The sequence below is a fragment of the Parviterribacter kavangonensis genome, assembly GCF_056863335.1.
Window position 1 is genome coordinate 625,638 of the sequence record NZ_JBXPJA010000003.1, and the last position, 26,861, is coordinate 652,498.

The 26,861-nt window shown below is 72.9% G+C and carries 28 protein-coding genes; 16 read left to right on the forward strand and 12 right to left on the reverse strand.

Annotation, left to right across the window (positions count from 1 at the left end; translation table 11 throughout):
• Positions 1 to 22: 22 nt before the first annotated feature.
• From AC1UE4_RS22905 to AC1UE4_RS22915, 3 genes are read left to right on the forward strand one after another with little or no spacing between them, the layout of a single operon-like run.
• Positions 23 to 679, forward strand: coding sequence for a M48 family metallopeptidase (locus AC1UE4_RS22905; protein WP_482919647.1), 657 nt, complete (start codon positions 23 to 25; stop codon positions 677 to 679).
• Positions 680 to 727: 48 nt separating this feature from the next.
• Positions 728 to 1,561 carry a PfkB family carbohydrate kinase gene (locus AC1UE4_RS22910; protein WP_482919648.1) on the forward strand — a complete coding sequence of 278 codons (834 nt, stop codon included), beginning with the start codon at positions 728 to 730 and terminating at the stop codon, positions 1,559 to 1,561.
• Between the two features lie 12 nt (positions 1,562 to 1,573).
• Complete coding sequence (locus AC1UE4_RS22915; RefSeq protein ID WP_482919649.1) at positions 1,574 to 1,906, forward strand: hypothetical protein; 333 nt, start codon at positions 1,574 to 1,576, stop codon at positions 1,904 to 1,906.
• Here the strand turns inward: AC1UE4_RS22915 and AC1UE4_RS22920 are convergent.
• Positions 1,903 to 2,397 (reverse strand): GNAT family N-acetyltransferase, encoded by a 495-nt coding sequence (locus AC1UE4_RS22920; protein ID WP_482919650.1) that lies wholly within the window; start codon positions 2,395 to 2,397, stop codon positions 1,903 to 1,905. The genes AC1UE4_RS22915 and AC1UE4_RS22920 overlap by 4 nt on opposite strands.
• Positions 2,398 to 2,548: 151 nt before the next feature.
• On the opposite strand from AC1UE4_RS22920, the gene AC1UE4_RS22925 reads away from it, so the two are divergent.
• Complete coding sequence (locus tag AC1UE4_RS22925) at positions 2,549 to 3,325, forward strand: ferritin-like domain-containing protein (protein ID WP_482919651.1); 777 nt, start codon at positions 2,549 to 2,551, stop codon at positions 3,323 to 3,325.
• Here AC1UE4_RS22925 and AC1UE4_RS22930 read toward each other — a convergent pair.
• The 9 genes from AC1UE4_RS22930 to AC1UE4_RS22970 all read right to left on the reverse strand — a co-directional run bounded on the left by AC1UE4_RS22930 (position 3,322) and on the right by AC1UE4_RS22970 (position 11,500).
• A complete protein-coding gene (locus AC1UE4_RS22930; protein WP_482919652.1) occupies positions 3,322 to 4,665 on the reverse strand; it encodes a citrate synthase in 1,344 nt (447 codons plus the stop codon). The two genes, AC1UE4_RS22925 and AC1UE4_RS22930, sit on opposite strands and share 4 nt — an antisense overlap.
• A 15-nt stretch (positions 4,666 to 4,680) precedes the next feature.
• Positions 4,681 to 4,899: a hypothetical protein gene (locus AC1UE4_RS22935; RefSeq protein ID WP_482919653.1), complete on the reverse strand. Its 219-nt coding sequence runs from the start codon at positions 4,897 to 4,899 to the stop codon at positions 4,681 to 4,683.
• A gap of 45 nt (positions 4,900 to 4,944) precedes the next feature.
• Complete coding sequence (gene dcd, locus AC1UE4_RS22940; protein WP_482919654.1) at positions 4,945 to 5,520, reverse strand: dCTP deaminase; 576 nt, start codon at positions 5,518 to 5,520, stop codon at positions 4,945 to 4,947.
• 10 nt (positions 5,521 to 5,530) lie between these two features.
• A complete protein-coding gene (locus AC1UE4_RS22945; protein WP_482919655.1) occupies positions 5,531 to 5,794 on the reverse strand; it encodes a hypothetical protein in 264 nt (87 codons plus the stop codon).
• A gap of 73 nt (positions 5,795 to 5,867) precedes the next feature.
• Positions 5,868 to 6,359, reverse strand: coding sequence for a hypothetical protein (locus AC1UE4_RS22950; RefSeq protein WP_482919656.1), 492 nt, complete (start codon positions 6,357 to 6,359; stop codon positions 5,868 to 5,870).
• Positions 6,356 to 8,791, reverse strand: coding sequence for a molybdopterin oxidoreductase family protein (locus tag AC1UE4_RS22955; protein WP_482919657.1), 2,436 nt, complete (start codon positions 8,789 to 8,791; stop codon positions 6,356 to 6,358). Before AC1UE4_RS22955 ends, AC1UE4_RS22950 begins: the two co-directional genes overlap by 4 nt.
• Positions 8,704 to 9,966 (reverse strand): MFS transporter, encoded by a 1,263-nt coding sequence (locus tag AC1UE4_RS22960; RefSeq protein ID WP_482919658.1) that lies wholly within the window; start codon positions 9,964 to 9,966, stop codon positions 8,704 to 8,706. The genes AC1UE4_RS22955 and AC1UE4_RS22960 overlap by 88 nt, the downstream gene beginning before the upstream one ends.
• Before the next feature lie 26 nt (positions 9,967 to 9,992).
• Positions 9,993 to 10,520 (reverse strand): ArsR/SmtB family transcription factor, encoded by a 528-nt coding sequence (locus AC1UE4_RS22965; RefSeq protein ID WP_482919659.1) that lies wholly within the window; start codon positions 10,518 to 10,520, stop codon positions 9,993 to 9,995.
• A gap of 44 nt (positions 10,521 to 10,564) precedes the next feature.
• Positions 10,565 to 11,500: a PfkB family carbohydrate kinase gene (locus tag AC1UE4_RS22970; RefSeq protein WP_482919660.1), complete on the reverse strand. Its 936-nt coding sequence runs from the start codon at positions 11,498 to 11,500 to the stop codon at positions 10,565 to 10,567.
• Between the two features lie 29 nt (positions 11,501 to 11,529).
• On the opposite strand from AC1UE4_RS22970, the gene AC1UE4_RS22975 reads away from it, so the two are divergent.
• A complete protein-coding gene (locus AC1UE4_RS22975) occupies positions 11,530 to 12,486 on the forward strand; it encodes a quinone oxidoreductase family protein (protein ID WP_482919661.1) in 957 nt (318 codons plus the stop codon).
• A gap of 21 nt (positions 12,487 to 12,507) precedes the next feature.
• On the opposite strand, the gene AC1UE4_RS22980 is transcribed toward AC1UE4_RS22975, so the two are convergent.
• The gene (locus AC1UE4_RS22980; RefSeq protein ID WP_482919662.1) at positions 12,508 to 15,270 is read right to left on the reverse strand and encodes an AAA family ATPase; all 2,763 of its coding nucleotides are present in this window, start codon (positions 15,268 to 15,270) and stop codon (positions 12,508 to 12,510) included.
• Positions 15,271 to 15,328: 58 nt separating this feature from the next.
• Here AC1UE4_RS22980 and AC1UE4_RS22985 point away from each other — a divergent pair, with 58 nt between their 5' ends.
• From AC1UE4_RS22985 to AC1UE4_RS23010, 6 genes are all read left to right on the forward strand, one after another.
• Positions 15,329 to 16,735: a DEAD/DEAH box helicase gene (locus AC1UE4_RS22985; RefSeq protein WP_482919663.1), complete on the forward strand. Its 1,407-nt coding sequence runs from the start codon at positions 15,329 to 15,331 to the stop codon at positions 16,733 to 16,735.
• Positions 16,736 to 16,770: 35 nt separating this feature from the next.
• Complete coding sequence (locus AC1UE4_RS22990) at positions 16,771 to 17,814, forward strand: hypothetical protein (RefSeq protein WP_482919664.1); 1,044 nt, start codon at positions 16,771 to 16,773, stop codon at positions 17,812 to 17,814.
• Positions 17,815 to 17,826: 12 nt separating this feature from the next.
• Positions 17,827 to 18,285, forward strand: coding sequence for a peptidylprolyl isomerase (locus AC1UE4_RS22995; RefSeq protein ID WP_482919665.1), 459 nt, complete (start codon positions 17,827 to 17,829; stop codon positions 18,283 to 18,285).
• A gap of 68 nt (positions 18,286 to 18,353) precedes the next feature.
• A complete protein-coding gene (locus tag AC1UE4_RS23000; RefSeq protein WP_482919666.1) occupies positions 18,354 to 19,922 on the forward strand; it encodes a succinic semialdehyde dehydrogenase in 1,569 nt (522 codons plus the stop codon).
• A gap of 40 nt (positions 19,923 to 19,962) precedes the next feature.
• Complete coding sequence (locus AC1UE4_RS23005; protein ID WP_482919667.1) at positions 19,963 to 20,826, forward strand: cytochrome c oxidase assembly protein; 864 nt, start codon at positions 19,963 to 19,965, stop codon at positions 20,824 to 20,826.
• 31 nt (positions 20,827 to 20,857) lie between these two features.
• Complete coding sequence (locus AC1UE4_RS23010; RefSeq protein ID WP_482919668.1) at positions 20,858 to 21,016, forward strand: hypothetical protein; 159 nt, start codon at positions 20,858 to 20,860, stop codon at positions 21,014 to 21,016.
• 4 nt (positions 21,017 to 21,020) lie between these two features.
• On the opposite strand, the gene AC1UE4_RS23015 is transcribed toward AC1UE4_RS23010, so the two are convergent.
• Entirely contained in the window at positions 21,021 to 22,103 is a 1,083-nt protein-coding gene (locus AC1UE4_RS23015; RefSeq protein ID WP_482919669.1) for a phosphotransferase family protein, read from the reverse strand.
• A 101-nt stretch (positions 22,104 to 22,204) separates the two neighbouring features.
• Between AC1UE4_RS23015 and AC1UE4_RS23020 the strand changes: the two genes are divergently transcribed.
• The 5 genes from AC1UE4_RS23020 (at position 22,205) to AC1UE4_RS23040 (ending at position 26,840) form a co-directional block, all read left to right on the forward strand.
• Positions 22,205 to 23,590 carry an alpha-amylase family protein gene (locus AC1UE4_RS23020; RefSeq protein WP_482919670.1) on the forward strand — a complete coding sequence of 462 codons (1,386 nt, stop codon included), beginning with the start codon at positions 22,205 to 22,207 and terminating at the stop codon, positions 23,588 to 23,590.
• 37 nt (positions 23,591 to 23,627) lie between these two features.
• Positions 23,628 to 24,251: a tetratricopeptide repeat protein gene (locus AC1UE4_RS23025; protein ID WP_482919671.1), complete on the forward strand. Its 624-nt coding sequence runs from the start codon at positions 23,628 to 23,630 to the stop codon at positions 24,249 to 24,251.
• Positions 24,252 to 24,263: 12 nt separating this feature from the next.
• The gene (locus tag AC1UE4_RS23030) at positions 24,264 to 24,752 is read left to right on the forward strand and encodes a SixA phosphatase family protein (protein WP_482919672.1); all 489 of its coding nucleotides are present in this window, start codon (positions 24,264 to 24,266) and stop codon (positions 24,750 to 24,752) included.
• A gap of 9 nt (positions 24,753 to 24,761) precedes the next feature.
• Positions 24,762 to 25,628 (forward strand): DNA-formamidopyrimidine glycosylase family protein, encoded by an 867-nt coding sequence (locus AC1UE4_RS23035; RefSeq protein WP_482919673.1) that lies wholly within the window; start codon positions 24,762 to 24,764, stop codon positions 25,626 to 25,628.
• A gap of 120 nt (positions 25,629 to 25,748) precedes the next feature.
• Positions 25,749 to 26,840 (forward strand): lysylphosphatidylglycerol synthase domain-containing protein, encoded by a 1,092-nt coding sequence (locus tag AC1UE4_RS23040; protein ID WP_482919674.1) that lies wholly within the window; start codon positions 25,749 to 25,751, stop codon positions 26,838 to 26,840.
• Positions 26,841 to 26,861: the final 21 nt, after the last annotated feature.

Genomic DNA, 26,861 nt, shown 5'->3' on the forward strand with positions numbered 1-26,861 from the left:
CGGCGTACCCTTCCCGCCCTCCGTGAGCGTCATCGACTACTCCATCCGCCGGTCCCCCCGCGCCCGCCGGGTCCGCGTCTCCGTCGACCCGGAGCGGGGCGTGGAGGTCATCCTCCCGCGCCGCGCACCGGAGCGCGCGGCCGCCGAGGCGGTGCGCGAGCTGCGCCCGTGGATCGAGCGGCGGCTGCGCGAGGCCGAGGCGGTCCGGGAGGCGGTCGGGGCGCGCGACGGCACGCTCCCGTACCTCGGCACGAGCCTGGTGCTCGTCCCCGAGGCCGGGCGCACGCGGGCGCACCGGCGCGGCGACACGCTGCTCGTCCCGGAGGGCGACCACCGGCCGGCGGTCGAGCGCTGGTACCGGCGGATGGCGCGCGCGGAGATCGCACCCCGCCTGGACGAGGCGGTCGCGGCGCTCGGAACCTCGTACACGACGCTGACGATCCGCAACCAGAAGACGCGCTGGGGCTCCTGCTCCAGCACCGGCGCGATGAGCTTCAACTGGCGCCTGCTGCTGGCGCCCGACGAGGAGGTCCTCGACTACGTGGTCTGGCACGAGGCCTGCCACCTGCTCGTCATGGACCACTCGCCCCGCTTCTGGGCCCTCGTCGAGCGCCACCTGCCGCAGTACCAGCGCCCGCGGCGTTGGCTTCGCCGCCACGGGGGAACCCTCGTCCTGTGAACCCGCGCCCTCCGGCGCGGCGGCCGGCGTGATGGGAGGAGGCGGGCGATGACGGTCGGAGTGGTGGGCCACGTCGAGTGGGTCGACTTCGCGCTCGTCGACCACCTGCCGCGCGCGGGGGAGATCGTGGAGGCGTCGTCGGGGTTCGCGGAGCCCGGCGGCGGCGGTGCCGTGGCCGCGGTGCAGCTCGCGCGGATGGTGGGCGACGCGCTGTTCCTCACGGCGGTCGGCGACGACGCGCTCGGCCGGGAGGCCGAGAAGCGCCTGCGCGACCACTGGCACGTCGACGTCCACGCCGCGGTTCGCGACGCGCCGCAGAGACGCGCGTTCACGCACCTCGACGAGGCGTCGGAGCGGACGATCACGGTGATCGGCGAGCGCCTCGTCCCGCACCGCGAGGACGACTTGCCGTGGGAGCGGCTCGCGGACTGCGGCGGCGTCTACTTCACCGGCGGCGACGCCGGGGCGCTCGAGGCGGCGCGGGCGGCTGGCGTCCTCGTCGCGACGCCGCGCGGCCGCGACGCGCTCGTCACCGCCGGCGTCGAGGTCGACGTCCTCGTCGGCAGCGGCAGCGACGCCGGGGAGGCGATGGAGCCGGACGAGCTCGACCCGCCGCCGCGCCTCGTCGTGCGCACGGAGGGCGAGCGCGGCGGGCGCTGGCAGGCCGCCGACGGGACGTCGGGGCGCTGGGAGACCGTCGCCCCGCCCGGCCCGCCCGTCGACACGTACGGCTGCGGCGACACGTTCGCCGCAGCGCTCACCGCCGCCCTCGGCGCCGGGCAACCGCTCGACGACGCGCTGCGCTTCGCCGCGACCTGCGGCGCCTGGTGCCTCGCCGGTCGCGGCCCGTACGGCCACGACGTGCCCTGCCTCGACCCCTAGACTCGCCGGCTCGTGGCGCGCACCCCCTACAAGCTCACCGCCCGGGTCGGGCCGGAGATCCGCAAGGAGCGGTTCGCCTCGCTCGGGGAGCTGCTCGATGCTCTCGAGGCGAGGATCGGCGGCGTGGGGCAGCGCGGGCACACGAAGGGGATCGCCCGCTCGTACGAGCCGATCCAGCAGGTCGCCGGCCGCTTCGACATCAAGGGGCCCGACGGGCTCCGCGGCGGCGTGGACGTCCGTGGCGACGGATCCGCCGAGGCCTACACCGGCTGGATCCGCAAGAAGCTCGTCGAGCAGCAGGACGGCGAGAGCGCCGTCGACGCGCTCCGGCGCGCGCTCGGCTAGGCCGCGATCTCGCCGACGACCTCGGCGGCGCCCCACCCGTTGCTGCGGTCGAGCCGACGGGTGATCGACGCGAACAGCCGGTGCGCAGCCTCGTTGTCGCCGAGCAGCGTCGCCCGGAAGCGCAGCACGCCCCGCTCGCGCGCCTCGTCGGCCAGCCGCCTGCCGAGCTCGCGCCCGAGACCACGCCCCTGCAGGCTGTCGCCCACGACGACCGCCACCTCCGCCGTCTGCGGATCCTCGGCCAGCCGAACGAACCGCCCGACGCCGTAGAAGACGTCGGGGTCCGACGCGGACACCGCGACGATCGCGACGTGGTCGAACCCGTCGATCTCCGTCAAGTAGCGCAGCTCGCTCGAGCTGAAGCGCGGCTTCGGCATGAGGAACCGCCGCTGCCGCGACTCGGGCGACAACCGCTGCAGCCCCGCCGCCAGCCGGCCCTTGTCGTCCGCTCGGATGTGGCGGAAGAGGATCGGGGGGAGCGGACGGGACATGGTTCAAGGTCGCATGATGCAACCGAGCAACCGGCGGCACTGTGCGTCCGCTCACGGGAACGCCTGCGCGCCACACGCCTCGAGCGCGTGATCCGCCTCCGCCCCCGTCGCGCTACCGCCTCGGCGTGCGTCAACCACGACAGGAGGCCACATGACCCGCATCGATCTGGACGCCCTCGACACCTCCGGCGACATCCGGACGCTGGCCGAGGACGCCGGCGCGCTGGACCCGACGGGCGACACCCGGCGCGAGCTGATGCGCAAGGGCATCGTCGGCGCGGGCGGCATCGCGGCCGGCTCCGCCGCGCTCGGGCTGCTCTCACCGCTCGAGGCCTACGCCGCCGCGACGGCCAAGCAGAAGGGCGCGTACTCGACGAAGCTCGCGTCCGTCCGCCGCACGGCGAAGAAGCCGACGAAGAACGACGTCGTCATCGCGAACTACGCGCTGACGCTCGAGTACATCGAGGCCGCGTTCTACGAGGCAGCCGTGAAGAAGGACTTCCCGGACGCCGACGTCAACCAGGCCGCGAAGATCCTGGCGGTCCACGAGCGTGCGCACGTCAACGCGCTCAAGAAGGTGCTCGGCAGCGCCGCGGTGAAGGAGCCGGCGTTCAACGCCGACACGGTCAACGCGCTGCTGAAGGACCAGCAGACGTTCTTGCTGACCGCCGCGTCGATCGAGCCGGTCGGCACCGCCGCGTACGCCGGCGCCGCGCCGTACCTCTCGAACGCCGCGGTGACGAAGGCGGCGCTCTCGATCCACTCGGTCGAGGCCAACCACGCCGCCTACGTCGCGCAGCTCGTCAACCAGAAGGGCTACGGCAACGCCGATCCCGTGCCGACCGCGTTCAACCCGGCCTACTCGTTCAACAAGGTGGTCGGGATCGTCACCGACCTGAAGGTCGTCGACGGCCCGCTGCAGCCCTAGCTGGAGCGCTGGTCCAGCGGGACGTAGTCGCGAGTTCGCTCGCCCGTGTAGATCTGACGCGGGCGGGCGATCTTCTGCTCCTTGTCCTCGACCAGCTCGAGCCACTGGGCGATCCAGCCGCTCGTCCGCCCGATGGCGAACATCACGGGGAACATCGCGACCGGCAGGCCGAGCGCCTCGTAGATGAGACCCGAGTAGAAGTCGACGTTCGGGTACAGCTTGCGCCCGATGAAGTAGTCGTCCTCGAGCGCGATCTTCTCGAGCTCGGTGGCGATGTCGAGGAGCGGGTTCTTGCCCGTGACCTCGAACACCTCCTCGGCCGACTTCTTGATGATCTTCGCGCGCGGGTCGTAGTTCTTGTAGACCCGGTGCCCGAAGCCCATCAGGCGCTCGTTGCCGTCCTTCACGCCCTTGATGAAGTCGGGGATGTTGTCCGTCGACTCGATGCGGCGGAGCATGCGGAGCACGGCCTCGTTCGCGCCGCCGTGCAGCGGGCCGTAGAGCGCCGCGACGCCGCCGGCCAGCGACGAGTACGGGTCGACCTGCGTCGAGCCGATGTTGCGGACCGCGCTCGTCGACGCGTTCTGCTCGTGGTCGGCATGCAGGATGAACAGGACGTCCAGAGCTCGCTCGATCCGCGGATCGGGCTCGTACTTGAGCTCCGTCATCTTGTACATCATGTTCAGGAAGTTGCCGCTGTAGGACAGGTCGTTGTCCGGGTAGACGTACGGCTGCCCCATCGAGTGCCGGTAGGCGAACGCGGCCAGCGTCGGCATCTTCGCGATGAGCCGGATCGTCTGGATGTGGCGGTTCGCCGGGTCCTTGATGTCGTTGGCGTCCGGGTAGAACGTCGACAGCGCGCCGACGCCGCCGCAGAGCATCCCCATCGGGTGGGCGTCGTAGCGGAAGCCCTCCATGAACTTCTTCACGTTCTCGTGCACGAACGTGTGGATGGTGATCTCGCCGACCCAGTCGTCGAGCTGCTGCCGGTTCGGGAGCTCCCCGTTCACCAGCAGGTAGGCGACCTCGAGGTACGTCGACTGCTCCGCGAGCTGCTCGATGGGATAGCCGCGGTACTCGAGGATCCCCTTGTCGCCGTCGATGAAGGTGATCGCGCTGCGCGTCGACGCCGTGTTGGTGTACGCGGGGTCGTAGGTCATGAGGCCGAAGTCGTCCTCGTCGACCTTCATCTGGCGGAAGTCCATGGCACGGACGGTGCCGTCCGTGATCTCGACCTCGTAGGTCTTGCCCGTCCGGTTGTCCGTGACGGTGAGCGTGTTGTTGCCGGGCTGGCCGTTGCCGCCCGACTGCTGCTCGTCCTGCTGCGTGTCGGCGCTCATGACGGTCTCCAGGGCTCAGGTGGCGATGATCGCCGAGGCTACGGTGGCGACGACGAGGATCGCGCCGATCCCCATCACAGCGCGGGAGGGGCCCTCGCCCCACGACGGGCGGGTGATGCCGAGCAGGCCGACGATCACCGCGAACACCGCGAGCAGTCCGCCGATGACGTAGAAGGCGGTCGAGTCCTTGGACTCGTGCGCCGCCGCCTCGGCGAAGATGGTCACCAGGTCCATGCGGGCGACAGTACCCCAACTCAGCCGCGGCTGACCCTCGCGCAGCTACGTCTGCGCGCCGTATCGGCTCTCGGTCGCCTCGATCTGACCCTGGTAGTGGCTGCCGAGGTCCGGGTGCCCGTACGGCCGCTCCGCGGCCCGATCGAGCGTCATGAACGACAGCTGCGCGATCGGGCGGCCGGCGTAGAGCTTGATCGGGACACGGGTCAGGTTCGTGATCTCGAGCGTCAGCGTCCCCTCGAAGCCCGGGTCCACGAAGCCCGCGGTGGCGTGCACGATGAGCCCGAGCCGGCCGAGGCTCGACTTGCCCTCGATGCGGGCCACGATGTCATCGGGGATCGACACCCACTCGAGCGTCCGGCCGAGGACGAACTCGCCGGGGTGGATGACGAACGGCTCGTCGTCGTCGACGACGACCGACTCGGTGAGGTTCTCCGGCGGATCGTCGAGGTCGATCGCCGCCGCGCGGTGGTTGTGGAAGACGCGGAACGAGGCGCCGAGCCGCAGGTCGATCGACGCGGGCTGCACCATGCCGGCGTCCCACGGGTCGATCCGGATGCGGCCGTCCTCGATGAGGCGGCGGATCGTGCCGTCGGAGAGGACGGAGGTCGGAGCGCTCACGCCGGGGAAGCTACTGCCCGACGCGGTCGCGCGACTGCACGGACGTGCGCGTGCGCGGCGGCGAGGGAAGCGTCGGCTCGCCGTGCGGGCCGCGACGGCGCGGCCAGCGCGGCAGCTCGGGCCGCGGCGGCTCCCGATCGCCGCTGCCGCCCTCGCCCGAGCCGTCGTCCACGGGCTCGGGCGTCTGCTTGATCGCCCACCAGACCGTGTACAGCAGCATCACGAGCGGGATCTTCAGGACCAGCATGATCCAGATGAAGCCCCACGCCTCCACGGGCCGAAGCCTACCCCTGTCGGCCCCGATCGGCACGGGAGGTTCGTGACCTGACGCACGAACCCAACGTGCGTCAGCTCGTGAGCACCTGCGGCGCGGCCTCCTTCACCCTCTGGACCGTCCACTTGAGCGTCCGGATCGTCTCCGGATGCGACTCGGTGACGACCTCCAGGAGCTCTGCGTCGCGCGCCGCCTGCGCGCCCTGGCCGAGGACGGTCCAGGCGAACGACGCTCGTGCCGCGGCGAGGTGCAGCTCGCGGAGGTCCTTCAGCAGCAGCAGGCCGGGCTCCGGCCTCCGGCCGAGCAGCTCGGAGCTCTTCTCGCGCGCGCGGTCGAGGACCCCGTGATGGCCTTCGCCGTCGCCGGCCGTCATGTCGAGCTCGATCCCGTAGCGCGGCGCCTGCTCGGAGAGGCGGCGCGCATGGCGGTCGCACCACGAGCGCAGCGTCTTCGTGAGGTGGAAGACGTCGTGGTCGGCCTTGTGCTGCGCGCCGACGCGCTCGAGCTCGTCGGCCAGCGCCGCCTCGGCCGCGTGCGCCTCGCGCAGCGCGACGTCGATCTTCATGCCGCCACCTCCTCGCTGACCTCCGCGTCGGCGCCGCCCGTCGTGGGTGGGACGCCGGCGTGCACCGGGGCGGACGCGGTCGTGGTCGGCGCGGGAGCCGGCTCGCCCCCGGCGTCGGCGCGCTTCTCGACCCGGCACGCACCCGTCTTGAAGAGCGGCTGCTTCGACACGGGGTCCCACGCCGTGATCGTCAGCTCGTTCGCGGCGCGGTCGTGCTCGTCCTTGAGGTCCGTCAGGTCCCAGCTGCCGTAGTGGAACGGGAGGAACACGATCCCGGCGCGCATCGCCGTCACGCGCGCCCGCGCCCGCACGCGGCCGCGCGGCGTGACGACGTCGACCACGTCGCCCTCTCCGATCCCGAGCTCCTCGGCGTCGGCGGCCGACAGCTCCGCCCAGACGTCGGGCGCCGCTCGCGCGAGCTGCGGCGCGCGCCCCGTCTTCGTGCGGGTGTGGAAGTGGTAGAGCGTGCGGCCGGTCGTCAGCTGCAGCGGGTGCTCCTCGCCGGGCACCTCGACGGGCGGCGTCCACTCCGCTCCCTTGAGCATCGCCTTGCCGTCGGGGTTGGCCGCCTTGTACTCGTCGGGCTCGACCGCCGTCCCGGTCATCAGGTCGCGCCCGTACGTCTCGGCCGTGTCCGGTGCGGCGAAGAAGTCGCCGTCCGTGTAGAGGCGCTCGCGGCCGTCCGGGAAGCGCTCGTTGCACGGCCACTGCGTCTCGCCGCCCTCGCGCAGCCGCTCGTAGGAGAGGCCGGTGTAGTCGCACGGCCGGCCCGCGCTGCAGGCCTGCCACGCGCGGAAGGCCGACGCGGGGTCGTGCCAGGTGATCAGCGGGCCGCCGCTGCGGTTGCGGAAGTCCATCCGGCGCGCGTAGTCGAGGAAGACGTCGAGGTCGGCGCGCGCCTCGCCCGGTGGGTCGACCGCCTTGTCCGAGTGGTGGACGGTGCGGTCGGCGTTCGTGAACGTGCCCTCCTTCTCGCCCCACGTCGCGGCGGGGAGAACGACGTCGGCGAGCCCGGCGGTCTCCGTCAGGAACAGGTCCTGCACGATCACGAAGAGCCGCTCCTGCGCGAGGATCGAGCGGACCCTGGCGAGCTCCGGCAGCGACACCGCCGGGTTCGTCGCGCTGATCCACAGGAACCGGATCGAGCCTTCCTCCGCGTACCGGAAGATCTCCATCGCGTGCGTCGGCGGGCCGTAGTGCGGGATGTCGGAGGGGTCGACGTCCCACAGCTCGGCCAGCTCCTCGACGTGCGCGTCGTTCGCCCAGTTGCGGAACCCCGGCAGGTCGCCGTTCGCGCCGGTCTCGCGCGTGTTCTGCGCCGTCGGCTGGCCGTTCATCTGCAGGATGCCGCCGCCCGGCTTGCCGAGCGCGCCGCGCAGCAGGTTGACGTTGTTGACCTGGACCGCGGCGGCCGTCGCCTGGTGCGACTGGTACACGCCCTGCAGGCAGGTCGACAGGATGCGGTCGGTCGAGGCGAGGATCCGCGCGGCGGCGCGGATGTCGTCGGCGGGGACGTCGCAGATGCCGGCCGCCCACTCCGGCGGGCAGCCGCGGACCTGCTGCTCGAGGTCGTCGAACCCGACGGTGTGCCGGTCGACGAAGTCCCGATCGACCGCGCCGATCGTGATGAGCTCGTGCAGCAGCGCGTTGAGCAGCGCGAGGTTCGTGCCGAGCTTCGGCGCGAGGTGCACGTCGGCGCGCTGCGCGGGCAGCGTGGTGCGCGGGTCCACGACGATCAGGCGCGGCGGCTGCGGGCCGTCGAGCCGGTCGAGCATCCGCTCCCACAGCGTCGGCTGCGTCTCGGCGACGTTGTGGCCGACGAGCAGCAGCACCTCGCAGTGGTCGACGTCCGTGTAGGAGCCCGGCTGGCCGTCGCAGCCGAACGTCTCCTTCAGCGCCTCGCCCGCGGTGGCGGTGCACAGGCGCGTGTTCCCGTCGAGGTGGTTCGTCTTCAGGCCGGCCCGCGCGATGACCGCGAGCGTGTAGTAGTCCTCCAGGAAGAGCTGGCCGGAGGTGTAGAACCCGAACGCTCCCGGCCCCTGCTCGTCGAGCAGCGTGCGCGACCGCTCGGCGATCGCGTCCATCGCGGTGTCCCAGTCGGTCTCGACCAGCTCGCCGTCGACGCGCAGCAGCGGCCTGGTGAGTCGGTCCTTCGCGTTGTTGGCCTGCCAGCCGAAGAGGTCCTTCGGGCCGAGCCGGCCGTGGTTGACGCGGCTGTCGGCGCGGCCGCGGACGCCGGCGATGCGCCCGTCCTTGACGGCGATGTCGAGCGCGTCGCCGTTCGAGTGCAGGATCGAGGCCGTCGGTACCCACGCGTCGACGTCCTCGGGCGCGAGGCCCTCGGTCAGGAACTGGTCGACGCGGCGCGGCCACTCGGTGCCGCGACCGTAGGGGGTCCTGGTGCCCCAGGGGTTGGCGATCCGGTCGGACATGGTGAAGCGATGCCCGCGATCTCGGTGCGTGAAGCCGCGGGTGTCACCTTCCGGGCAAGCAGCGCGCCGAGTGCGAGGAACCCGGCGGCGGCCGCGAAGCCCCACGGCGCGCCCGCGGCGGCCGCGAGGGTGGGCAGGCCGAGGTTGCCCGCCAGGCCGCCGGACTGGTGGGCGAGGCCGTCGACGGAGGCGAGCGTCGCGCGCGTCTCCGAGGGCACCGCGTCGTGCAGCGCGGCGGCGTGGACCGGGTCGACGGCGCCGAGCGCCGCGTACCAGGCGAGGTAGGCGATCGCGAAGACGACCACGCCGCCCGCGAGCGCGAGCCCCGCCACCGCGACCGCCGCCGCGGCCATCGCCGCCGCGTAGGTCAGCCGCGACGCCATCGCGCCGGCGGCGACGGCGACCATCGACGCCGCGGTCAGGCCGCCGAGCAGCAGCGTCCCGTCGATCGCGTCGCCGCCGAGGAGGTCGGTGGTGCGCGGCTGCCAGAGCAGCTCGATGCCGGACTGCGCGATCCCGAAGAGCGCGATGAGGAGCAGCAAGAGACGCACCTGCGGCCGGGCGCGGAGCACGGCGAGCGTGCGCGCGTCGGGCGCGGGTTGCGTTCGTTCCCGCGGGCGGACCTCGTCGATGAGCGCCGCGACGGCGAGGACGTAGACGACGGCGACGCCCGCGCTGACGACGATCGCCGGCGTGAACGAGCCCGTCAGCGCCGGCAGCGCGCCGCCGGCGATCGCGCCGGCCGCCATCGCCAGCCCCTCCGCCGCGGTGCCCGCGGCCATCCCGCCGTGCAGCGCCGCGTCCGGATCGCGCTCGCGCAGCGCGTCGACGAACCACGCCTCGAGCGAGCCGGAGATCAGCGCCCGCCCGGCCGCCAGCGCCGCGAGCGTCCCGGCGAACGCGAGCACGCTCGACGCCGCGGCGAACGCGGCGAGCGACGCGGCCATGAGCGCACCGCCGGCGAGCAGCACGCGCTTGCGCCCGACCGTGTCCGCCAGCCACCCGCTCGGGACCTCCAGCACCATCGCGACCGCGCTGTGCACCGCGAAGGCGACGCCGACCGCGGGGAGGTCGAGGCCGCGATCCAGCGGCACGAGGACCATGATCGGCATCAGCACGCCCAGCGGCGCCCACCGAAGCGCCCGCAGCAAGACGAACCGCCGCTCGAGGGTCATGCGACGACGAGGCCTCCTACGCGCCGTCACGGCGCCTTCCTCGGCAGCGCGTGCCAGACGACGGCGATCGCCTCGGTCCCCTCTTCGGCGGGCCGGCCGCGGTAGCGCTCGACCACCTCGGCGACCTCAGCGTTCAACGCCTCGAGGCTCTCCGGGTCGAGGTGCAGGAGCCAGTCGCTGAAGCCGCCGACGTCGCGCCACTCGGCGGGCCACTGCTCGACCTCGGCGAGCCAGTCGCGCGCCCAGCCGGCGTGGATCGCGGCGACGTTCCCCGACAGCTCGACGGCGGCGGGATCGGCGTCGCGCAGCGACCAGCTCGTCGACTGCTCGACCGCCCGCCACCAGCGCTCGCGGCCGCCCTCGTGGCCCGGCGCGTCCTCGACGAAGCCGTGCTGCGCGAGCTGCCGGACGTGGTAGCTGATCGACCCCGAGGATTCACCAAGGCGCCGCCCGAGCGCGCTCGCGGTCGCCGCGCCGTTCAGCCGCAGCTCGCCGAGGATCCGCAGCCGCAGCGGATGCGACAGCGCGCGCAGCCGGGTGGGATCGACCTCCATGCCAAGAGATCTTTGCAAAGACCTCTTGGCATGGCAAGAGGCGTCTAGGCGCGCAGCTCGATCGGGGCGTCCTCGAAGTGCGTCACGCGCGCGAGCTCGGTCACCCGGTCGGTGATCTCGGGCGCGGTGAGGCGGCTGACGCGGTCGGTGCCGAAGTCCTCGACGTTGAACGACGCGACCGCCGTGCCGTACGCCATCGCGCGCCGCAGGACGCCGTCGTCGAGCGGGGCGTCGCGGTGCGCGGCGAGGTAGCCCATGAAGCCGCCGGCGAACGAGTCGCCCGCGCCGGTCGGGTCGAGCACGGTCTCGAGCGGGTAGGCGGGCAGCGCGAAGAAGCCGCTCTCGGTGAAGAGCGCCGCGCCGTACTCGCCCTGCTTGGCGACGACGACGCTCGGGCCCCAGCCCATGACCTCGCGGGCGGCCTGCATGAGGTTGGGCTTGCCGGTGAGCATCTTCAGCTCGGCGTCGTTGAGCAGCAGCCCGTCGACCGACTCGATCGTCTTCTGCAGCGAGTCGCGCGCGATCGTGATCCACAGGTCCATGGAGTCCATCGCGACGAAGCGGGCGTTCGCGCACTGCTCGCGCACCTGCCGCTGCAGGTCCGGCTGGATGTTCGCGAGGAACAGGACGTCCGACGAGCGCGACTGCTCGGACAGCTTCGGCTCGAACGTCTCGAAGACGTTGAGCTGCGTGTCGAGCGTCTCGCGCGAGTTCAGGTCGAACCCGTACTCGCCGGCCCAGAAGAACGTGCGCCCGTCCTCGATGCGCTCGATGTCGCGCGTGACCACGCCGCGATCGGTGAGCACGGCCTCGTGCTCGGGCTCGAAGTCGCCGCCGACCACGCCCACGACGTGGACCTCGTCGAAGAACGAGGCGGCAAGGGCGAAGTGCGTCGCGGCGCCGCCGAGCATGCGCTCGCGTTCGCCGAAGGGCGTCTTGACGGCGTCGAAGGCGATGGATCCGACCACGGTGAGGCTCATCGCGGAGCGAAGATAGCCTCCGCCGCTCGATGAAGGCGATCCAGCAGACCGCGTTCGGCGGCCCCGAGGTGCTCGAGCTCGTCGACGTCCCGGAGCCCGTCCCCGGCGACGGCGAGGTCCTCGTGCGCGTCTCCCGCGTCGGCATGAACTTCGCCGACACGCACCAGCGCGAGAACAAGTACATCCAGAAGGCCGACCTCCCGCTCATCCCCGGCAGCGAGGTCGCGGGCGTCCGCGAGGACACGGGTGAGCGCGTCGTCGCGCTCACCGGCGGCAAGGGCGCCTACGCCGAGGTCGCGGCCGTGCGCGCCGAGCACGCCGTGCCGCTGCCCGAGGGGCTCGACGAGGGCACCGCGCTGTCGCTGCTCATCCAGGGCACGACCGCCTGGCACCTCCTGCGCACCGCCGCGCGGCTGGCGGAGGGGGAGAGCGTCGTCGTGCACGGCGCCGCCGGCGGCACCGGCTCGCTGTGCGTCCAGCTCGCCAAGGCGTTCGGCGCGGGCCGCGTCATCGCGACGGCGTCGACCGAGGAGAAGCGGGACCTCGCGCTCGAGCTGGGAGCCGACGTCGCCATCGGCGCCGAGCCCGACGAGCTCGCCGACCGCCTGCGCGACGCCAACGGCGGCGAGCCGGTCGATGTCGTCCTCGAGATGGCCGGCGGCCGGGTCTTCGACGAGTCGATGGACGCGCTCGCGCCGTTCGGCCGGATGATCGCCTACGGCATCGCGACGAAGGAGCAGAACGAGGTTCGCACGGGCCGCCTGCTGCGCCGCTCGCAGGCGGTCATCGGCCTGTGGATCAACCACGTCATCGAACGCCCGGCGATGTACCGCGAGGCCCTCGACGACCTCTTCGCCCGCGCCTCCCGCGGCGATCTGAAGGTCACCGTCGGGAGGACCTACGGGCTGTCCGAGGCCCGCGAGGCCCAGGAGGACCTCGCCGGCCGCCGCACGAGCGGCAAGCTGCTGCTGGACCCGGGTCGGTAGGGGGCGGGTGGTGGGAGCCGACTAGGCCGCGAGCGGCGCGCGTTCCTCGGCGAACAGCCGGGCGAGCTGCGTGCGCGACCGCACGTCGAGCTTGCGGTAGATCGCGCTGAGGTGGTGCTCGATCGTCTTCGGGCTGAGGAACAGCGCGGCGGCGACCTCGCGGTTCGTCATGCCCTGCGCCACGAGCAGCGCGATCTTCGTCTCCGACGGCGTCAGCTCGTCGGTCGCGGAGGCGGAGTCGGCGCGCGAGCCGGAGGGCCCGCCCGTCGCCGTCATCTCCTCCTTCGCGCGCTCGATCCACGGCTTCGCCGCGAGCCGCTCGAACGTCGCCAGCGCGGCGTTCAGGTGCGGCCGCGCCTCGGCGCGCTGCTTGACGCGGCGCAGGCGCTCGGCGTACGCGAGGTGCGTGCGCGCCTTCTCGAACGGCTGGCCGTCGCCGTCGTGGAGGTGCAGCGCGCGCTCGAAGTGGGCGGCGAACTCGGACTGGCGCGCGATGATGCCGCGGCAGCGCTCGGTCGCGGCGAGCGCCCAGCGCCGCTGCGTCGCCTCGGCCTGCGCGGCGAATCGCTCGAGCGCGCGCTCGGCGCCCTCGGCGTCGCCGTGGCGGGCGAGCGCCTCGACGTGGTCGGGCGCCCACTGGACCAGCGACGGCTCGTTCATCGACAGCCGGTCCGACGTGTCGGTCGCCTCGTCGAGCAGCTCGATCATCGGCTCGATCCGCCCGTGCGCGAGGTGGTCGAACGCCAGCGCCGAGAGCGCGTAGACCTTGATCGCGTCGCTGCCGAGCGTCCGCGTGATCTCGAGCGCCTCGCGCGCGTTGCGCTGGGCGTCGAGCGTGTGGCCCAGCCCCGACTCGACGCGCGCCAGCGCCGTGAGGCTGTGCGCGAGCAGGCCGATCTGCCCGGTCTCGCGCGCGAGCTCGACCGACTCGCCGGCGTCGGCGTAGGCGGCCTGCCAGCGGCCGCGGCGGAAGTGCAGGTGCGACCGGGCGGACAGGGGGTAGATGAGCACGCCGACCGCCGCCGCCTCGCGCGCGGCCTCGACGATGCGGTCGAGGATCTCCTGCGCGCGGTCCCACTGCTCGGCCCAGATCGCCGAGTGGCCGATCATGCCGACGACCTCGGGGTTCATCGCGAGCACATCGCCGCCCAGGATCATCGGGACGATCGGGTCGAGCAGCTCGCCGGCCTCGGCGGTCCGCCCCAGCGCCATGAGCGTCTCGCCGATGATGATCTGCGCGACAGCGGTGGTGACCGGGTCGTGGTCCTTCGCCAGCTCGAGCGCACGCCGCCCCGCCGCCTCGAGCGCGTGCATGTCGCCGGTCATCATGTGCGCGACGCTGCCCTCGATGAGCGTCATCGCCGCGCGCGCGGGATCGGTGTCCTTGAGGCGCATCGCCTCGGCCTCGAGCAGCTCGTACGCCGCGACCGGCGCGCCGCGCCGCAGCTCGACGTGCCCGCGGGCGCGGCGCAGGTCGGCCTTGAGCACCTCGTCGCGCGTGCGCAGCAGCGCGTCCTCGATGAGCGCGAGCGCGCGGTCGAACCCGCCCGAGACGGTGTAGTCGCGCGCGGCCTCGAGCTGGCGCCGGGCGCGCGGCTCGTCGTCGACGGTCAGCTCGGCGGCGCGGGCGAACGACGACGCCGCGGCGGCGGACCCGCCGCGCTCGCGCGCGTCGATCGCGGCCTCCTCCAGGGCGGCGGCGATGCGCTCGTCCGGCGCGACCGCGGCCGACGCCATGTGCCAGGCGCGGCGGCGCGCGTCGGGGGCGACGGCGGCGAGCGCCTCGTGCGCGGCGCGCCGCTCGGGCGCCGACGCGCCGTGGTAGACGGAGGCGCGCAGCAGCGGATGGCGGAACTCGAGCCGGGCGCCGTCGATGCGGACGAGGTCCGCGGCCTCGGCGGGGTCGAGCGCGTCGGCGGGCAGCTCGAGCAGCTCGAACGCCTGCTTGAGCACGTCGGCCCGCCCGGTCTGCATCGCCGACAGCACGACGAGCGCGCGCTGCGTCTCGGAGGGCAGCCCGGCGACCTGGCGCTCGAAGGCGGTCCGCACGGTCGTGCTCGGCGGCAGCGGCGCGGGCAGCGCCTCGCGGCCCATCAGCTGCTCGCTCGTCAGCGTCGACGGGATCTCCACGAGCGCCAGCGGGTTCCCCTCCGCGGTCTCGAGGAGCCGCCCCCGGACCGCGGACGGCACGCCGGAGAGCTTCGCGTCGAGCAGCTCGGCGGCCGCGTCGGGCTCCAGCCCGGCGATGCGCATCGCGGGCAGCCCGAGCGCCTCGACGGCGACGCCCTCGCCGGTCCGCACGCACAGCAGCATCACGACGCCCTCGGCCTCGAGTCGCCGCGCGGCGAACACGAGCGCCTCGCGCGACGCGTCGTCGAGCCAGTGCGCGTCGTCGACGACCACTAGCACCGGCTCGTCCTCCGCGGCGACCGCGAGGATGCTCAGCACCGCGGCGGGGACCGCGTACCGGTCGTGCGGCGACGGCGCCTCGATCGCCAGCGCGCCGCGCAGCGCGGTGGCCTGCGCCGGCGGGATGCGGTCGACGACGTCGAGCAGCGGCGTCAGCAGGTCGAGCAGCCCGGCGAACGGGATCTCCGACTCCGACTCGTAGCCGCGGGCCCGGAGCACGCGGAAGCCCTCGGCGGCCTCCGCGGCGGCGTTGAGGAGCGTGCTCTTGCCGATGCCGGCCTCGCCGTGGATGACGAGGGCCTGGCTGCGTCCCTCGCGAGCGGCCTCCAGGAGAGCTTCCAGCTCGCTGCGCTCGCGCGTGCGTCCGTAGATCATCGAGCGGGGCAGGGTAGACGTTCCCCCTGACCCCCAGTCGGTCCTACAGTGACACGCCGTGACGACCTTCGCCGATCTCGGCCTGTCCGCGCAGACCCTCGAAGCGCTGCGCGATGTCGGCTACGAGAAACCAAGCCCGATCCAGGAGCAGGCGATCCCGCCGATGCTCGAGGGCAGGGATGTGATCGGCCAGGCGCAGACCGGGTCGGGCAAGACCGCGGCCTTCGGCCTCCCCATCATCGAGTACGTCGATCCGGAGGTGAAGGACGTCCAGGCGCTCGTCCTCACCCCGACGCGCGAGCTGTGCATCCAGGTCACGCAGGCGATCCGCGCGTACGGCCAGCGCAAGGGCGTCGACGTCGTCGCCACGTTCGGCGGCGCGCCGATCCGCTCGCAGCAGGCGCAGCTCAACGCCGGCGGCCACGTCGTCGTGGGCACCGTCGGCCGTGTGCTCGACCTCATCTCGCGCGCCTCGCTCATCCTCACCGAGTGCCGCTTCGTCGTGCTCGACGAGGCCGACGAGATGCTCGACCTCGGGTTCATGGAGGACGTCGAGCGGATCCTCTCGCTGACGCCCAACAGCCGGCAGACCGCGCTCTTCAGCGCGACCATGCCCCCGCCGATCCGCAAGCTCGCCGACCGGTACCTGTACGACCCCGAGCACATCAAGGTGAAGTCGGAGTTCCTCACCGTCGACACGGTCGAGCAGTTCCAGCTCGAGGTGAAGGGTCCCGACAAGGCGGAGAAGCTCGTCGACGTCCTCGCGGCGGAGAAGCCGGACCAGGCGATCGTCTTCGCGCGCACGAAGATCCGCACCGACCAGCTCTACAAGCGCCTGCGCGACAAGGGGATGAACGTCAAGGCGCTGCACGGCGACATGTCGCAGGGCTCGCGCGACGGGGTGATGCTCGCCTTCAAGGGCGGCCGCGTCCCCATCCTCGTCGCGACCGACGTCGCCGCGCGCGGGCTCGACATCTCGACCGTGACCCACGTCGTCAACTTCGACGTGCCGACGTCGCCGGACGTGTACGTGCACCGCATCGGGCGCACCGGTCGCGTCGGGCGGTCCGGCCGCGCGATCACCTTCGTCGAGCCGCGGCAGAAGAAGGAGCTCGCCGCGATCGAGGACCACATCGGCACGTCGATCGCGCAGTGGATCGAGGGCGCGCACGTCGCGCCGGCGCCGGTCCGCGAGCGCCCGCGCCGCCACTCCAAGCCGCACGTCGCCCGCGACGGCGACGAGCCCTTCGTGACGCTCATCGCCGCAGGAGGACGCGCCGAGGGCGTCGAAGTGGCGGACCTGGTCCATGCCGTCACCGGGGCGACCGGGCTCGACGGCGAAGCCGTGCGCGACGTGCGCGTCCTCGAGCGGTTCTCGCTGCTCGGGGTGCCGGCCGGCGAGGCCGACCGTGTGGTCGGCGCGCTGAAGGACCGGCGTTTGGAAGTCGAGCTGGCCCGGAACTAACGCGTAGGCTGAGGGTTCCCCTCGGCGAACGCCGCATGTCCGCGACGATCGAACAGCCCCCCGTTACGGAGGAGCCCGCGCCCGGCGCGGGGCAGCCGCCCGAGGCCGCCGAGCCGCCGGTCGAGGCCGCCCGCCTCTGCGCGAGCTGCGCCGCCCCGCTCGCCGCGGGCCAGGACTGGTGTCTGGAGTGCGGCAGCGCGCAGCCCGGCCGCCTCGGCGACCGTGCCGGCTGGCGCGCCGCGGTCACGGTGATGGGCTCGGTCGCCGTGCTCGCGCTCGGCGCCGGCGCCGCCGCGTACGCCGCGCTGGCCAGCGACGCCGAGCGCGAGGCCTCGAGCCCGCCGCCGCCCGCCGCCGCGCCCGTCGTCTCGACGCCGCCCGCCCAGACCGCGCCCCCCGCCACGACGCAGGAGACGACGCCGCCCGTCGAGGCCCCGAAGTCCGACAGCGCCGACGTCCCGCCCGTCAAGGCGCCCGAGAGCGAGACCGCCGACACGCCGCCGCCGGCCGACGACACGCCCGCGGACACGGGCTCCGGCGGAGCCACCGACACATCCGGCGACACGTCGTCCGGCGACACCTCTTCCGGCTCGTCCGGCTCCTCCGGCGACGGCACGACGACGACGGCGGAGCAGAACGGCTCCGGCCTGCAGTCGATCCCGCTCTCGGCCGGCGCCGCCTCGACGTACGACCCGGACCAGTGCGGCGGCGACCTCGTCGGCGACCCGGCCGACGCGATCGACGGCAAGGCCTCGACCGCCTGGGAGGCGCCCGTCGATCCGCAGGGGAACGTCGGCATCGGCCTGGCGATCACCCTCGACGAGGCCAAGCTCATCAAGAAGCTGCGCTTCGGCGCCGACACGCCCGGCTTCACCGTCGAGGTCTACGCGTCGAACGCCAAGTCGCTCCCGCCCGACGCCCTCGACGCCCGCTGGGCGAAGATCGACACGCTGAAGGACGTCGGGCTCGAATCGACCGTCAAGGTCGGTCAGCGGCCCTTCCGGCACGTGCTGCTCTGGATCACCAAGCAGCCCGCCGACACGAAGGTCGCGATCCCCGAAGTCGACCTGCTCCAGTGAGGAACTGACCTGATGCCTTCCACCGCCACGCTCCGCACGAACCACGGGCCGATCACCATCGAGCTGTTCGATGAGGATGCCCCGAAGACCGTCGCGAACTTCCGCAGGCTGGCGGAGGAGGGGTTCTACAACGGGGTGATCTTCCACCGCGTCATCAAGGACTTCATGATCCAGGGCGGCGACCCGACGGGCACCGGAACGGGCGGCCCCGGCTACACGTTCGAGGACGAGTTCAACCAGCACAAGGTCGTCCGCGGCGCGCTCGCCATGGCCAACGCCGGCCCGAACACCAACGGCTCGCAGTTCTTCATCGTCACGACGCCCGAGGCCCCCTGGCTCGACGGCAAGCACACCGTCTTCGGCCAGGTGACCGAGGGCATGGAGGCCGTCGACTCGATCGAGGGCACCTCCACCGACGGCCGCGACAAGCCGCACGACGACGTCGTCATCGAGGGCATCGACCTCGCCTAGCGGCCCCTCCCTCCGGCCCGATTGGGCTAGGGTTGGCCGCGCAGCCAGAGCGGTTGGAGGGAGCGAACATGGCAGGCGTCGAAGAGCGCGTCATCGAGAAGGACGAGCGGGATCAGGACGTCGCCGCTCCGGTCAAGCAGCCGGAGCGCGGCGAGATCATCGTCGAGAACCCCGCGACGGGGCAGGAGATCGCGCGGGTCGAGGAGCTCTCCGCCGACGAGGTCAAGGAGCTCGCGCGCAAGGCGCGCGCCGCCCAGCCGGGGTGGAACGCCCTCGGCTTCGAGGGCCGCGCGCGCGTCATGCTGCGCGCCCAGAAGTGGGTCGTCGACAACCGCGACCGGATCGTCGAGACGATCGTCGCCGAGACCGGCAAGACGTACGAGGACGCGCTGATCGCCGAGGTGAACTACGCCGCGTCGGCGTTCGGCTTCTGGGCGAAGAACGCGTCGAAGTACCTGGCCGACGAGCGCGTCAAGACGAGCTCGCCGCTCGTCATGGGACGCAAGCTCGTCGTGCGCTACCAGCCGCTCGGGCTCATCGGCGTGATCGGGCCGTGGAACTACCCGCTGACGAACTCGTTCGGCGACTGCATCCCGGCGCTCATGGCCGGCAACGCGGTGATCCTCAAGCCGTCCGAGGTCACGCCCATGACCTCGATGCTCATGGCCGAGGCGCTGCGCGAGTGCGGCCTGCCCGAGGGCGTCTACCAGGTCGCCAACGGCCGCGGCGAGACCGCGCAGACGCTCGTCGACGAGGCGGACATGATCATGTTCACCGGCTCGACGGCGACCGGCAAGAAGGTCATGGCGCGCGCCGCCGAGACGCTCACGCCGGTCTCGCTGGAGCTCGGCGGCAAGGACCCGATGATCGTCCTCTCCGACGCCGACCTCGAGCGCGCTGCGAACTCGGCGGTCTACTACTCGATGCAGAACGGCGGCCAGACCTGCATCTCGGTCGAGCGTGTCTACGTCGAGGAGCCCGTGCACGACGAGTTCGTCGCCAAGGTCACCGAGAAGGTCAAGGCGCTGCGCCAGGGCGTGCCGACCGGGTTCGGCTCGGTCGACATCGGCGCCGTCACGTCGCCGCCGCAGTACGACATCATCGACGACCACGTCCGCGACGCCGAGGCGAAGGGCGCGACGATCGTCACCGGCGGCAAGGGCCGCCGCGAGGGCGGCACCTTCTACGAGCCGACCGTCATCACCGGCGTCGACCACTCGATGAAGGCCATGACCGAGGAGACCTTCGGGCCGACCCTGCCGATCATGAAGGTGCGCGACGCCGAGGAGGCCATCCGGCTGGCGAACGACTCGCCGTACGGCCTCTCGGGCTCGGTCTACACGAAGGACCTGGCCCGCGGCGAGGCGATCGCCCGGCGCGTGCAGTCGGGCGCGGTCGACGTCAACGACGCGATGCTCAACTACTCGGCGCTCGAGCTGCCGATGGGCGGCTGGAAGGCGTCGGGCCTCGGCTCGCGCCACGGCGCGGGCGGCATCCGCAAGTACTGCGCGATGCAGACGATCCTCGTGACGCGCTTCGCGCCGAAGAAGGACGTCCACATGTTCCCGTACAAGCGCCAGGGCAAGATCGTCGGCGGCCTCGTGCGGCTGCTGTACGGGCGCGGCAAGCGCAGCTAGCAAGTAGCAGCGCAGCCGTCAGCGCGCGAGGATGCAGGGCGTGGTCCTCGCCCACCTGGCCGCCGCGGCCGAGCCGCTGCAATGGGCCCCCGCCATCGTCGCGGGGGTCCTCTACGGCCGCCGTGCCTCGATGCTCGCGCGCGAGGGCCGGCCGGTGCCCACGTGGCGCCAGCTCTGCTTCGCGAGCGGGCTGCTGCTCGGCGTCGTCGGGCTCGTCGCGCTCGGCCACCTGGCCGGGGAGCGGTTCTCGGCGCACATGGCCGAGCACCTGCTGCTCGGCGATCTCGCGGCGCTGCTGCTCGTCCTCGGGCTCACCGGCCCGGTGCTCGCGCCGGCGCTGCGCATCCGCTGGCTCGGCTGGCTGCGGGCGCTCACGCACCCGGTCCCGGCGCTGCTGCTGTGGGCGCTCAACCTGCTGGCCTGGCACCTTGCGTTCCTGCACGAGGCGGCGGTCGAGCACGAGGCGGTCCACGCGCTGCAGCACGCGCTCTTCGTGACGCTCGGCGTGAACGTGTGGATGCCGCTCTTCGGCCCGCTGCCCAAGCCGGCGTGGTTCGGCAACCTCGCGAAGCTTGGCTACATCGTTGCCGTCCGGCTGCTCGGGGCGGTGCTCGCCAACGTCCTGCTGTGGACCGGCCACCCGCTCTACGACGTCTACACGGCGTCCGACCTCGAGGCCGACCAGGCCGCGGCGGCGGCGATCATGATGGTCGAGGGCTCGCTGCTGACGCTCGTGCTCTTCGGCTGGCTGTTCCTGCAGGCTGCGAAGGAGGGGGAGGAGCGCCAGGAGCTGCTGGAGCTCGCCGAGGCGCGCGGCGTCGAGCTGTCCGAGCGCAGGGCAGCGCGTGCGGTCGCGGCGGGCCGCGGGGCGGAGCTGCGCCGGCGATTGGAGGCGGACGTTTGACTCCCGGTCACCGGCGGGCAGGCCCAGGGTCATGAGCCTGTTCACCAAGGTCGCGCAGTTCGCGCGCAGCCCGCAGGGGAAGCGGCTGGCCGGCCAGGCCGTCCGCGCCGCCCGTGATCCGAAGACCCGCCGCCAGATCGAGCACGTCCGCGCCCGCCTGGCCTCTTCGCGCGGCGGCAAGCCGCGCTGAGCGCCTAGGCGCCGAGCGCGACCTCCTCGGCGCGCCGCGCCAGCTCCAGCACGCCGTCGCCGAACTGCTTGAGGAAGGGGTCGTCCGTCGTGCCGCTCACGGCGCGCTTGTAGTTGCCCTCCATGAAGACCACCGACTTCCACAGCGCCAGCGTCTGGTACCAGCGGATGTTGGTCATCGACCGGCCGCTGCGCTCCTCGTAGCGAGCGATGAGCTCGCCCCGCGTGGGGAAGCCGGGCTCGCGCGTGACGGCGCTCAGCTCGAACATCCCGAGCGGCGGATCGTCCGCGTCGGTCCACAGCGTCGAGAGGTAGCCGAGGTCGGCCAGCGGATCGCCGATCGTCGCCATCTCCCAGTCGAAGATCGCGACGACGCGCGCCGGCGACTGCGGCGCCATCATCACGTTGCCCAGGCGGAAGTCGCCGTGCACGATCGTGCAGATGGGCGATTCGGGCAGGTTGTCACGCAGCCACGTCGCGACGCGCTCGACCGCCTCGACCTCGCGTGTCCGGTTGTGCTCCCACAGGCCCGAGAAGCGGCGGACCTGGCGCTCGAGGTAGCCGGTCGGCTTCCCGAAGCCCTCGAGCCCCGCGCGCTCCCAGTCGACCGCGTGGACCTCGACGAGCGCGTCGACGAGCTCCTCGCCCATCCGGCGGCGGTCCTCGACGCTGTCGAGGTCGGCCGGCACCTCGGAGGTGATGACGTGCCCGTCGACCTTCTCCATGACGTAGAACGGCGCGCCGATGATGCTCTCGTCGTCGCCGACGGCGAGGATCCGCGGGACGCGCGCCTGCCCCTGCAGGGCGTTGATGACGCGCGCTTCGCGCAGCACGTCGTGGGCGCTCGGCGGCAGCGGCGGCCGCGGCGGACGGCGGATGACGGCCTCCCAGTCGCCGCGGCTGACGATGTACGTCACGTTCGAGTGGCCCTCGCCGACCGGAACCGCCTCGATCGGGCCCGAGCCCAGCCCATGCGTGTCGAGGAACGCCTCGAGCGGCTCGGTGACGAGCAGCGGTGGACGCTCGTGAGCCTCGGCTTCCTCGTGGGTGCGGACGATGTCGTCGGGAGCGATCTGGTGCAGCGCCATGTGACGGGGCAGTGTCGCAACTCGGAGCGCAGTACCGTGTCTGGGGGGTTGGAGAGAGCGCCTAACGCGCATCCCCGTCGTTTCGCCCCCGCGTCGTTCTCATGCTTCGCCGTTGCACGCTCATCTGCGCGCTCGTGGCCGGACTCGTGTCCGGCATGGCCGCCCCTGCGCTGGCGTCGCGCAGCCAGATGCTCCTCTTCGACGCCCCGCGCGACCTGCTGCGCGACGACATCCGCGCGAGCGCGCTGGACGAGCTGAGCGGCCTCGGCGTCCGCTCCCTGCGCCTCGTCGTCTACTGGAAGGACGTCGCGCCGAACGCCACGTCGCGGTCGCGGCCGAGCGGCGACCTGAGCGATCCGGCCTCCTACGACTGGAGCAAGTACGACGCGATCATGGCCGCCGCCGGCGAGCGTGGCTGGCCCGTCGTCATGACCCCTGCGACGCCCGGCCCGAAGTGGGCGATGAAGGGCCGCAAGGACTTCGTCACCCGGCCGAGCGCGTCGCTGTTCGGCAAGTTCGTCACCGCGCTGGGCCGCCGCTACGGCGAGCAGGTGCGGATCTGGTCGATCGGCAACGAGCCGAACCACCCCGACTTCCTCAAGCCGCAGTACGCGAAGGGCAAGCGGCCGCTGTCGCCGCGCATCTACCGCTCGATGTTCCTCGCCGCCGACAAGGCGCTGAAGGCGACCGGCAACGGGAGCGACACGCTGCTGATCGGCGAGACGGCGCCGCGCGGCACGGGCAAGGTCGTCGCGCCGCTGACGTTCCTGCGCGGCGTGCTCTGCCTCAACTCCGCGTACCGGCGCAGCGGCAAGTGCTCCAGGCTCGACGCCGACGGCTGGGCGCACCACCCGTACACGACCAAGCAGGGCCCGACGTTCGTGCCGCCGTCGTCGAACGACGCCACGCTGGCGGTGCTGTCGCGCCTGACCCGCGCGTTGGATCGCTCCGCCGCCGCCGGCCGGATCCGCAAGGGGATGCCGCTGTGGCTGACGGAGTTCGGCGTGCAGTCGTCGCCCGACCGCTACTTCGGCGTGTCGCTCATGAAGCAGTACGAGTTCCGCGCCACCGCCGAGCGGATGGCCTGGTTCAACCCGCGCGTCAAGGCGTTCTCCCAGTACCTGCTGCGCGACGACCCGCCGATCGAGGGCGTCCGCGCCAGCGCTCGCTACGGCGGGTTCGAGACCGGCCTGCGGTTCGCGAACGGGCGGGCGAAGCCGTCGCTCGAGGCGTTCAAGCTGACCCTCAGCGCGCAGCGCAGCGGGTCGCGCGTCTCGCTGTGGGGCGTCGTCCGCACGGCGACCGCGCGCACCGGCGTCGAGGTGCAGCGACGCGGCCGCAAGGGCAAGCGGTACCGGACCTTCAAGACCGTCACGACGGACTCCCGCGGCGTCCTGCGATTGACGACGTCGTTCGCTAAGGGCGAGCGGTTCCGGCTGCGCTGGAGCGGCGAGACCTCGCCGCCGGTCCGGGTCTACAGCCGCTGAGCGCGCCGATCCGGCGCCCGTGCGAGCATCCCCGCCCGTGAGCGCGGAGCAGATCGTTGTCCTCGTCCTCCTCGTGGCCGCGTTCGTCGCCGGCTGGGTCGCCAACGGATCGCGGCGCGAGAGCGAGCTCGACGGTCCCGACGGGGTGCCCGGCACCGCCGACGACCCGGTCGCCCCGGTGGAGCCGCCGCCCCTGGAGGGGCCGGTGCTGGACGAGCCGCCGGTCGGCCCGTCCGAGCCGCCGTTCGCCGAGGAGCGCGACGTCCCCGGCTCCGCCGAGCCCGTTCAGCGGGGCGAGCACGGCTACAACGGCGTGGCGGCGCTGCGCGCCCTGGACCGCGCGGTGCAGGCGTTCGAGCACGCCATGGACCACTGGCTCGAGGACCGCGACGCGATCACCCCGGCGGGGCGGGCGTCGCTCGGGGAGCTCGATCGCGCGCTGTCGCGGCTGGACACCGCCGTGCAGCGCTGCGACGGCGACGATCCGCGGGCGTCGCGGCTCGCCGGCGGGGCGCTCGATGCGCTGCGCGAGATGGCGGAGCTGATGGGGGCCTACCGCGAGGGTCGCGCGCTTGATCCGGCGACGAGCCGGGAGCTCGATGCACTGGAAGACGAGGTCGCCGAGGCGCGTGATGCCCTCGAGCAGTCGCTCGCCCGTTAGGCTCGCCCGACTATGGCTCAGCAGCTGTGGTTCCTCCGTCACGGCGAGGCGGTGCCGCATGCGTCTCCCGCGCCGGACGACGATCGCGCACTGACGGACCGCGGCCGTGGGCAAGCGGTCAGCGCCGGCCGGGCGCTCGCCGCGCTGGAGCTCGTCATCCACGACGTGTGGACCTCGCCGAAGGTGCGGGCGTTCGACACGGCCGTGCTGGCGTGCGAGTCGCTCGGGATCGAACCCGTCGTGCACGAGCCGCTGCGCGGCGGCTTCACGCTCGGCGATGCGCGTGCGCTGATGCACGCGGCCGGCGCCGACCAGCGCGTCCTGCTCGTGGGGCACGAGCCGGACTTCTCGCAGGTCGTGCTCGATCTGACGGGCGCGCGGATCGAGCTGAAGAAGGGCGGCGTCGCGGGCGTGCGCATCGAGGGCACGCAGGCGGAGCTCATCGCGCTGATGCGCCCGCGCGAGCTCGACCGGATCGCCGCGGCCGTTGCCGCGAGCTGAGGCTCCGGCGTGCCCGAGCTGCCGGAAGTCGAGATCACCGCGCGGCGGATCTCCGCGGCCGTCCGGGGCGTCGTGATCGAATCGACGCTGGCGCCGGGCATCAACGCCCTGAAGACGTTCGACCCTCCGCTGCAGGCGCTCGAGGGCAACGCGATCGAGGGCGTGCGGCGGATCGGCAAGCACCTCGTCATCGACGTCGCCGGCGACCTGAAGGTGCTCGTGCACCTCATGAACGCGGGGCGGCTGCAGCTGTACGACAAGCGCGCCGGCCTGCGAGACCGGACGTCCCGGCTGCTGCTGCGGCTGGATTCGACCCCACCCACTCGCGAGCTGCGCCTGCGCGAGTTCGGGACCCGGCAGGCGGCGTGGGTGAAGGTGCTGCGGGGTGAGGACGCGGTCCTGGCCGACGACGCGATCGCGACGCTGGGGCCGGAGGCGTGGCCCGACCCTCCGGCGGATCTCGCCGCGCTGCTGGCGGCCGGCGGGTCGCGCCCGCTGCATTCCGTCCTGCGGGACCAGCGCGTGATCGCCGGGATCGGGCGGTCGTGGGTCGACGAGATCCTGTGGACCGCTCGGCTGTCGCCGTTCAAGCGCGGAGACGACCTGTCTGCGGAAGAGGCCGCCGCCTTGCGCGAGGCGATCGTCGACGTCCTCGGCGGTGCGCTGGAGCACTACGAGCGCGTCGTCGAGCTCCCCATCCCCGACAAGCTCCCGTTGCCGCTGCAGGTCCACCGCAAGCAGGGCGAGCCCTGCCCGCGCTGCGGCACGACGATCGAGGCCGTGCACTACGAGGACTACGTCATGTGCTACTGCCCGAACGACCAGACCGGCGGCAAGGTCCTCAAGGACCGGCGCCTCTCGCGGCTCCTCAAGTAGCCGATCGCACACACGCCGGGGTCGACCCCGATGAGTCTCCGTAACGGCCGGGGTCTCTGGTGAACAAGTTCCGGGATCCCCCCGATGCCCCCTTGCTCTCCACGACCGATCCTTCCGAGCATGCCGACCCTGCCCCGCCCGATCGCCCTCTCGCCGGCTCCGCCCGCGAGCGCCGGCCGGCTGCGCGACGCGCTCGTGACGCGCGTCAGCGGCGCCGCCGATGCGCTGCTCGCGGCCGCGCAGCCCGGCGGGGTCACGGGGGAGGCGCTCGAGGCCCGGCCGCGCTCGCTTGCGCGGCCGGGCCGCGGGCAGGTGCTGGCGCTGGTCTCCTTCGGCGCGGTCGTCTTCGCGGTCCTCGCCTTCACGCGCGGCCCGGCGGCGCAGCTGACCGAGGCGCTCGAGCGCGTCGCGAACGCCGATGTCGGCTTCCTCGCGCTCGGCATCGTGTGCGAGGTCCTCTCGTTCACGGGCTACGCGCTGCTCTTTTGGCTCATCGCCGGCCGGGCGACCGACGCGATCGGCGCGCGCCAGGCGGCCGAGGTCTCGCTGGCCGGCACCGCCGCGTCGCGCGTGCTGCCGACCGCCGGCCTCGGCGGGATCGCCCTGACGCTGTGGGCGCTGGCCCGCGCGGGCCTCGGCGCCCGCTCCGCCGTGCGCACGCTCCTGACGTTCCTCGTCCTGCTCTACGCCGTGTTCATGGCGGCGCTCGCCGTCGCCGGGGTGGCGCTGCTCGCCGGCGGCACCGGCCCAGTCGCCCTCGCGCTGCTTCCCGCGCTGTTCGGCATCGCGGTCATCGTCGCCGCGCTCGTCCTCTCGCGCACCGAGACGCTCTTCGGCGAGGCCGTTCGCGGCGCGATCGGGTTCGCCCGCGGGTTCGACGGCCGCCTGGCCGGCGCGTTCGCCTGGTGGGGCTTCGACCTCGCGGTCCTCGCGTCGACCTTCGCCGCGCTGGGCTCGCCGCCGCCCGTCGAGGTCCTCGTGATCGCCTACTTCACCGGCGCACTCGCCAACACGATCCCGCTCCCCGGCCTCGTCGCCGGCGGCACCACCGGCGTCCTGATCGCCTTCGGCGTCGAGGCCTCCCTCGCGCTCCCGGCCGTCCTCGCCTACCGCGCGATCGCGATCTGGGTCCCCGCCGCCTGCGGCACCCTCGCCATCGCGGGCCTCCGCAAGACGGTCGCGCGCTGGAACGCCGCGCTCGCGCGCGCCTGATCGCCCTGCCTTCGAGGCGCC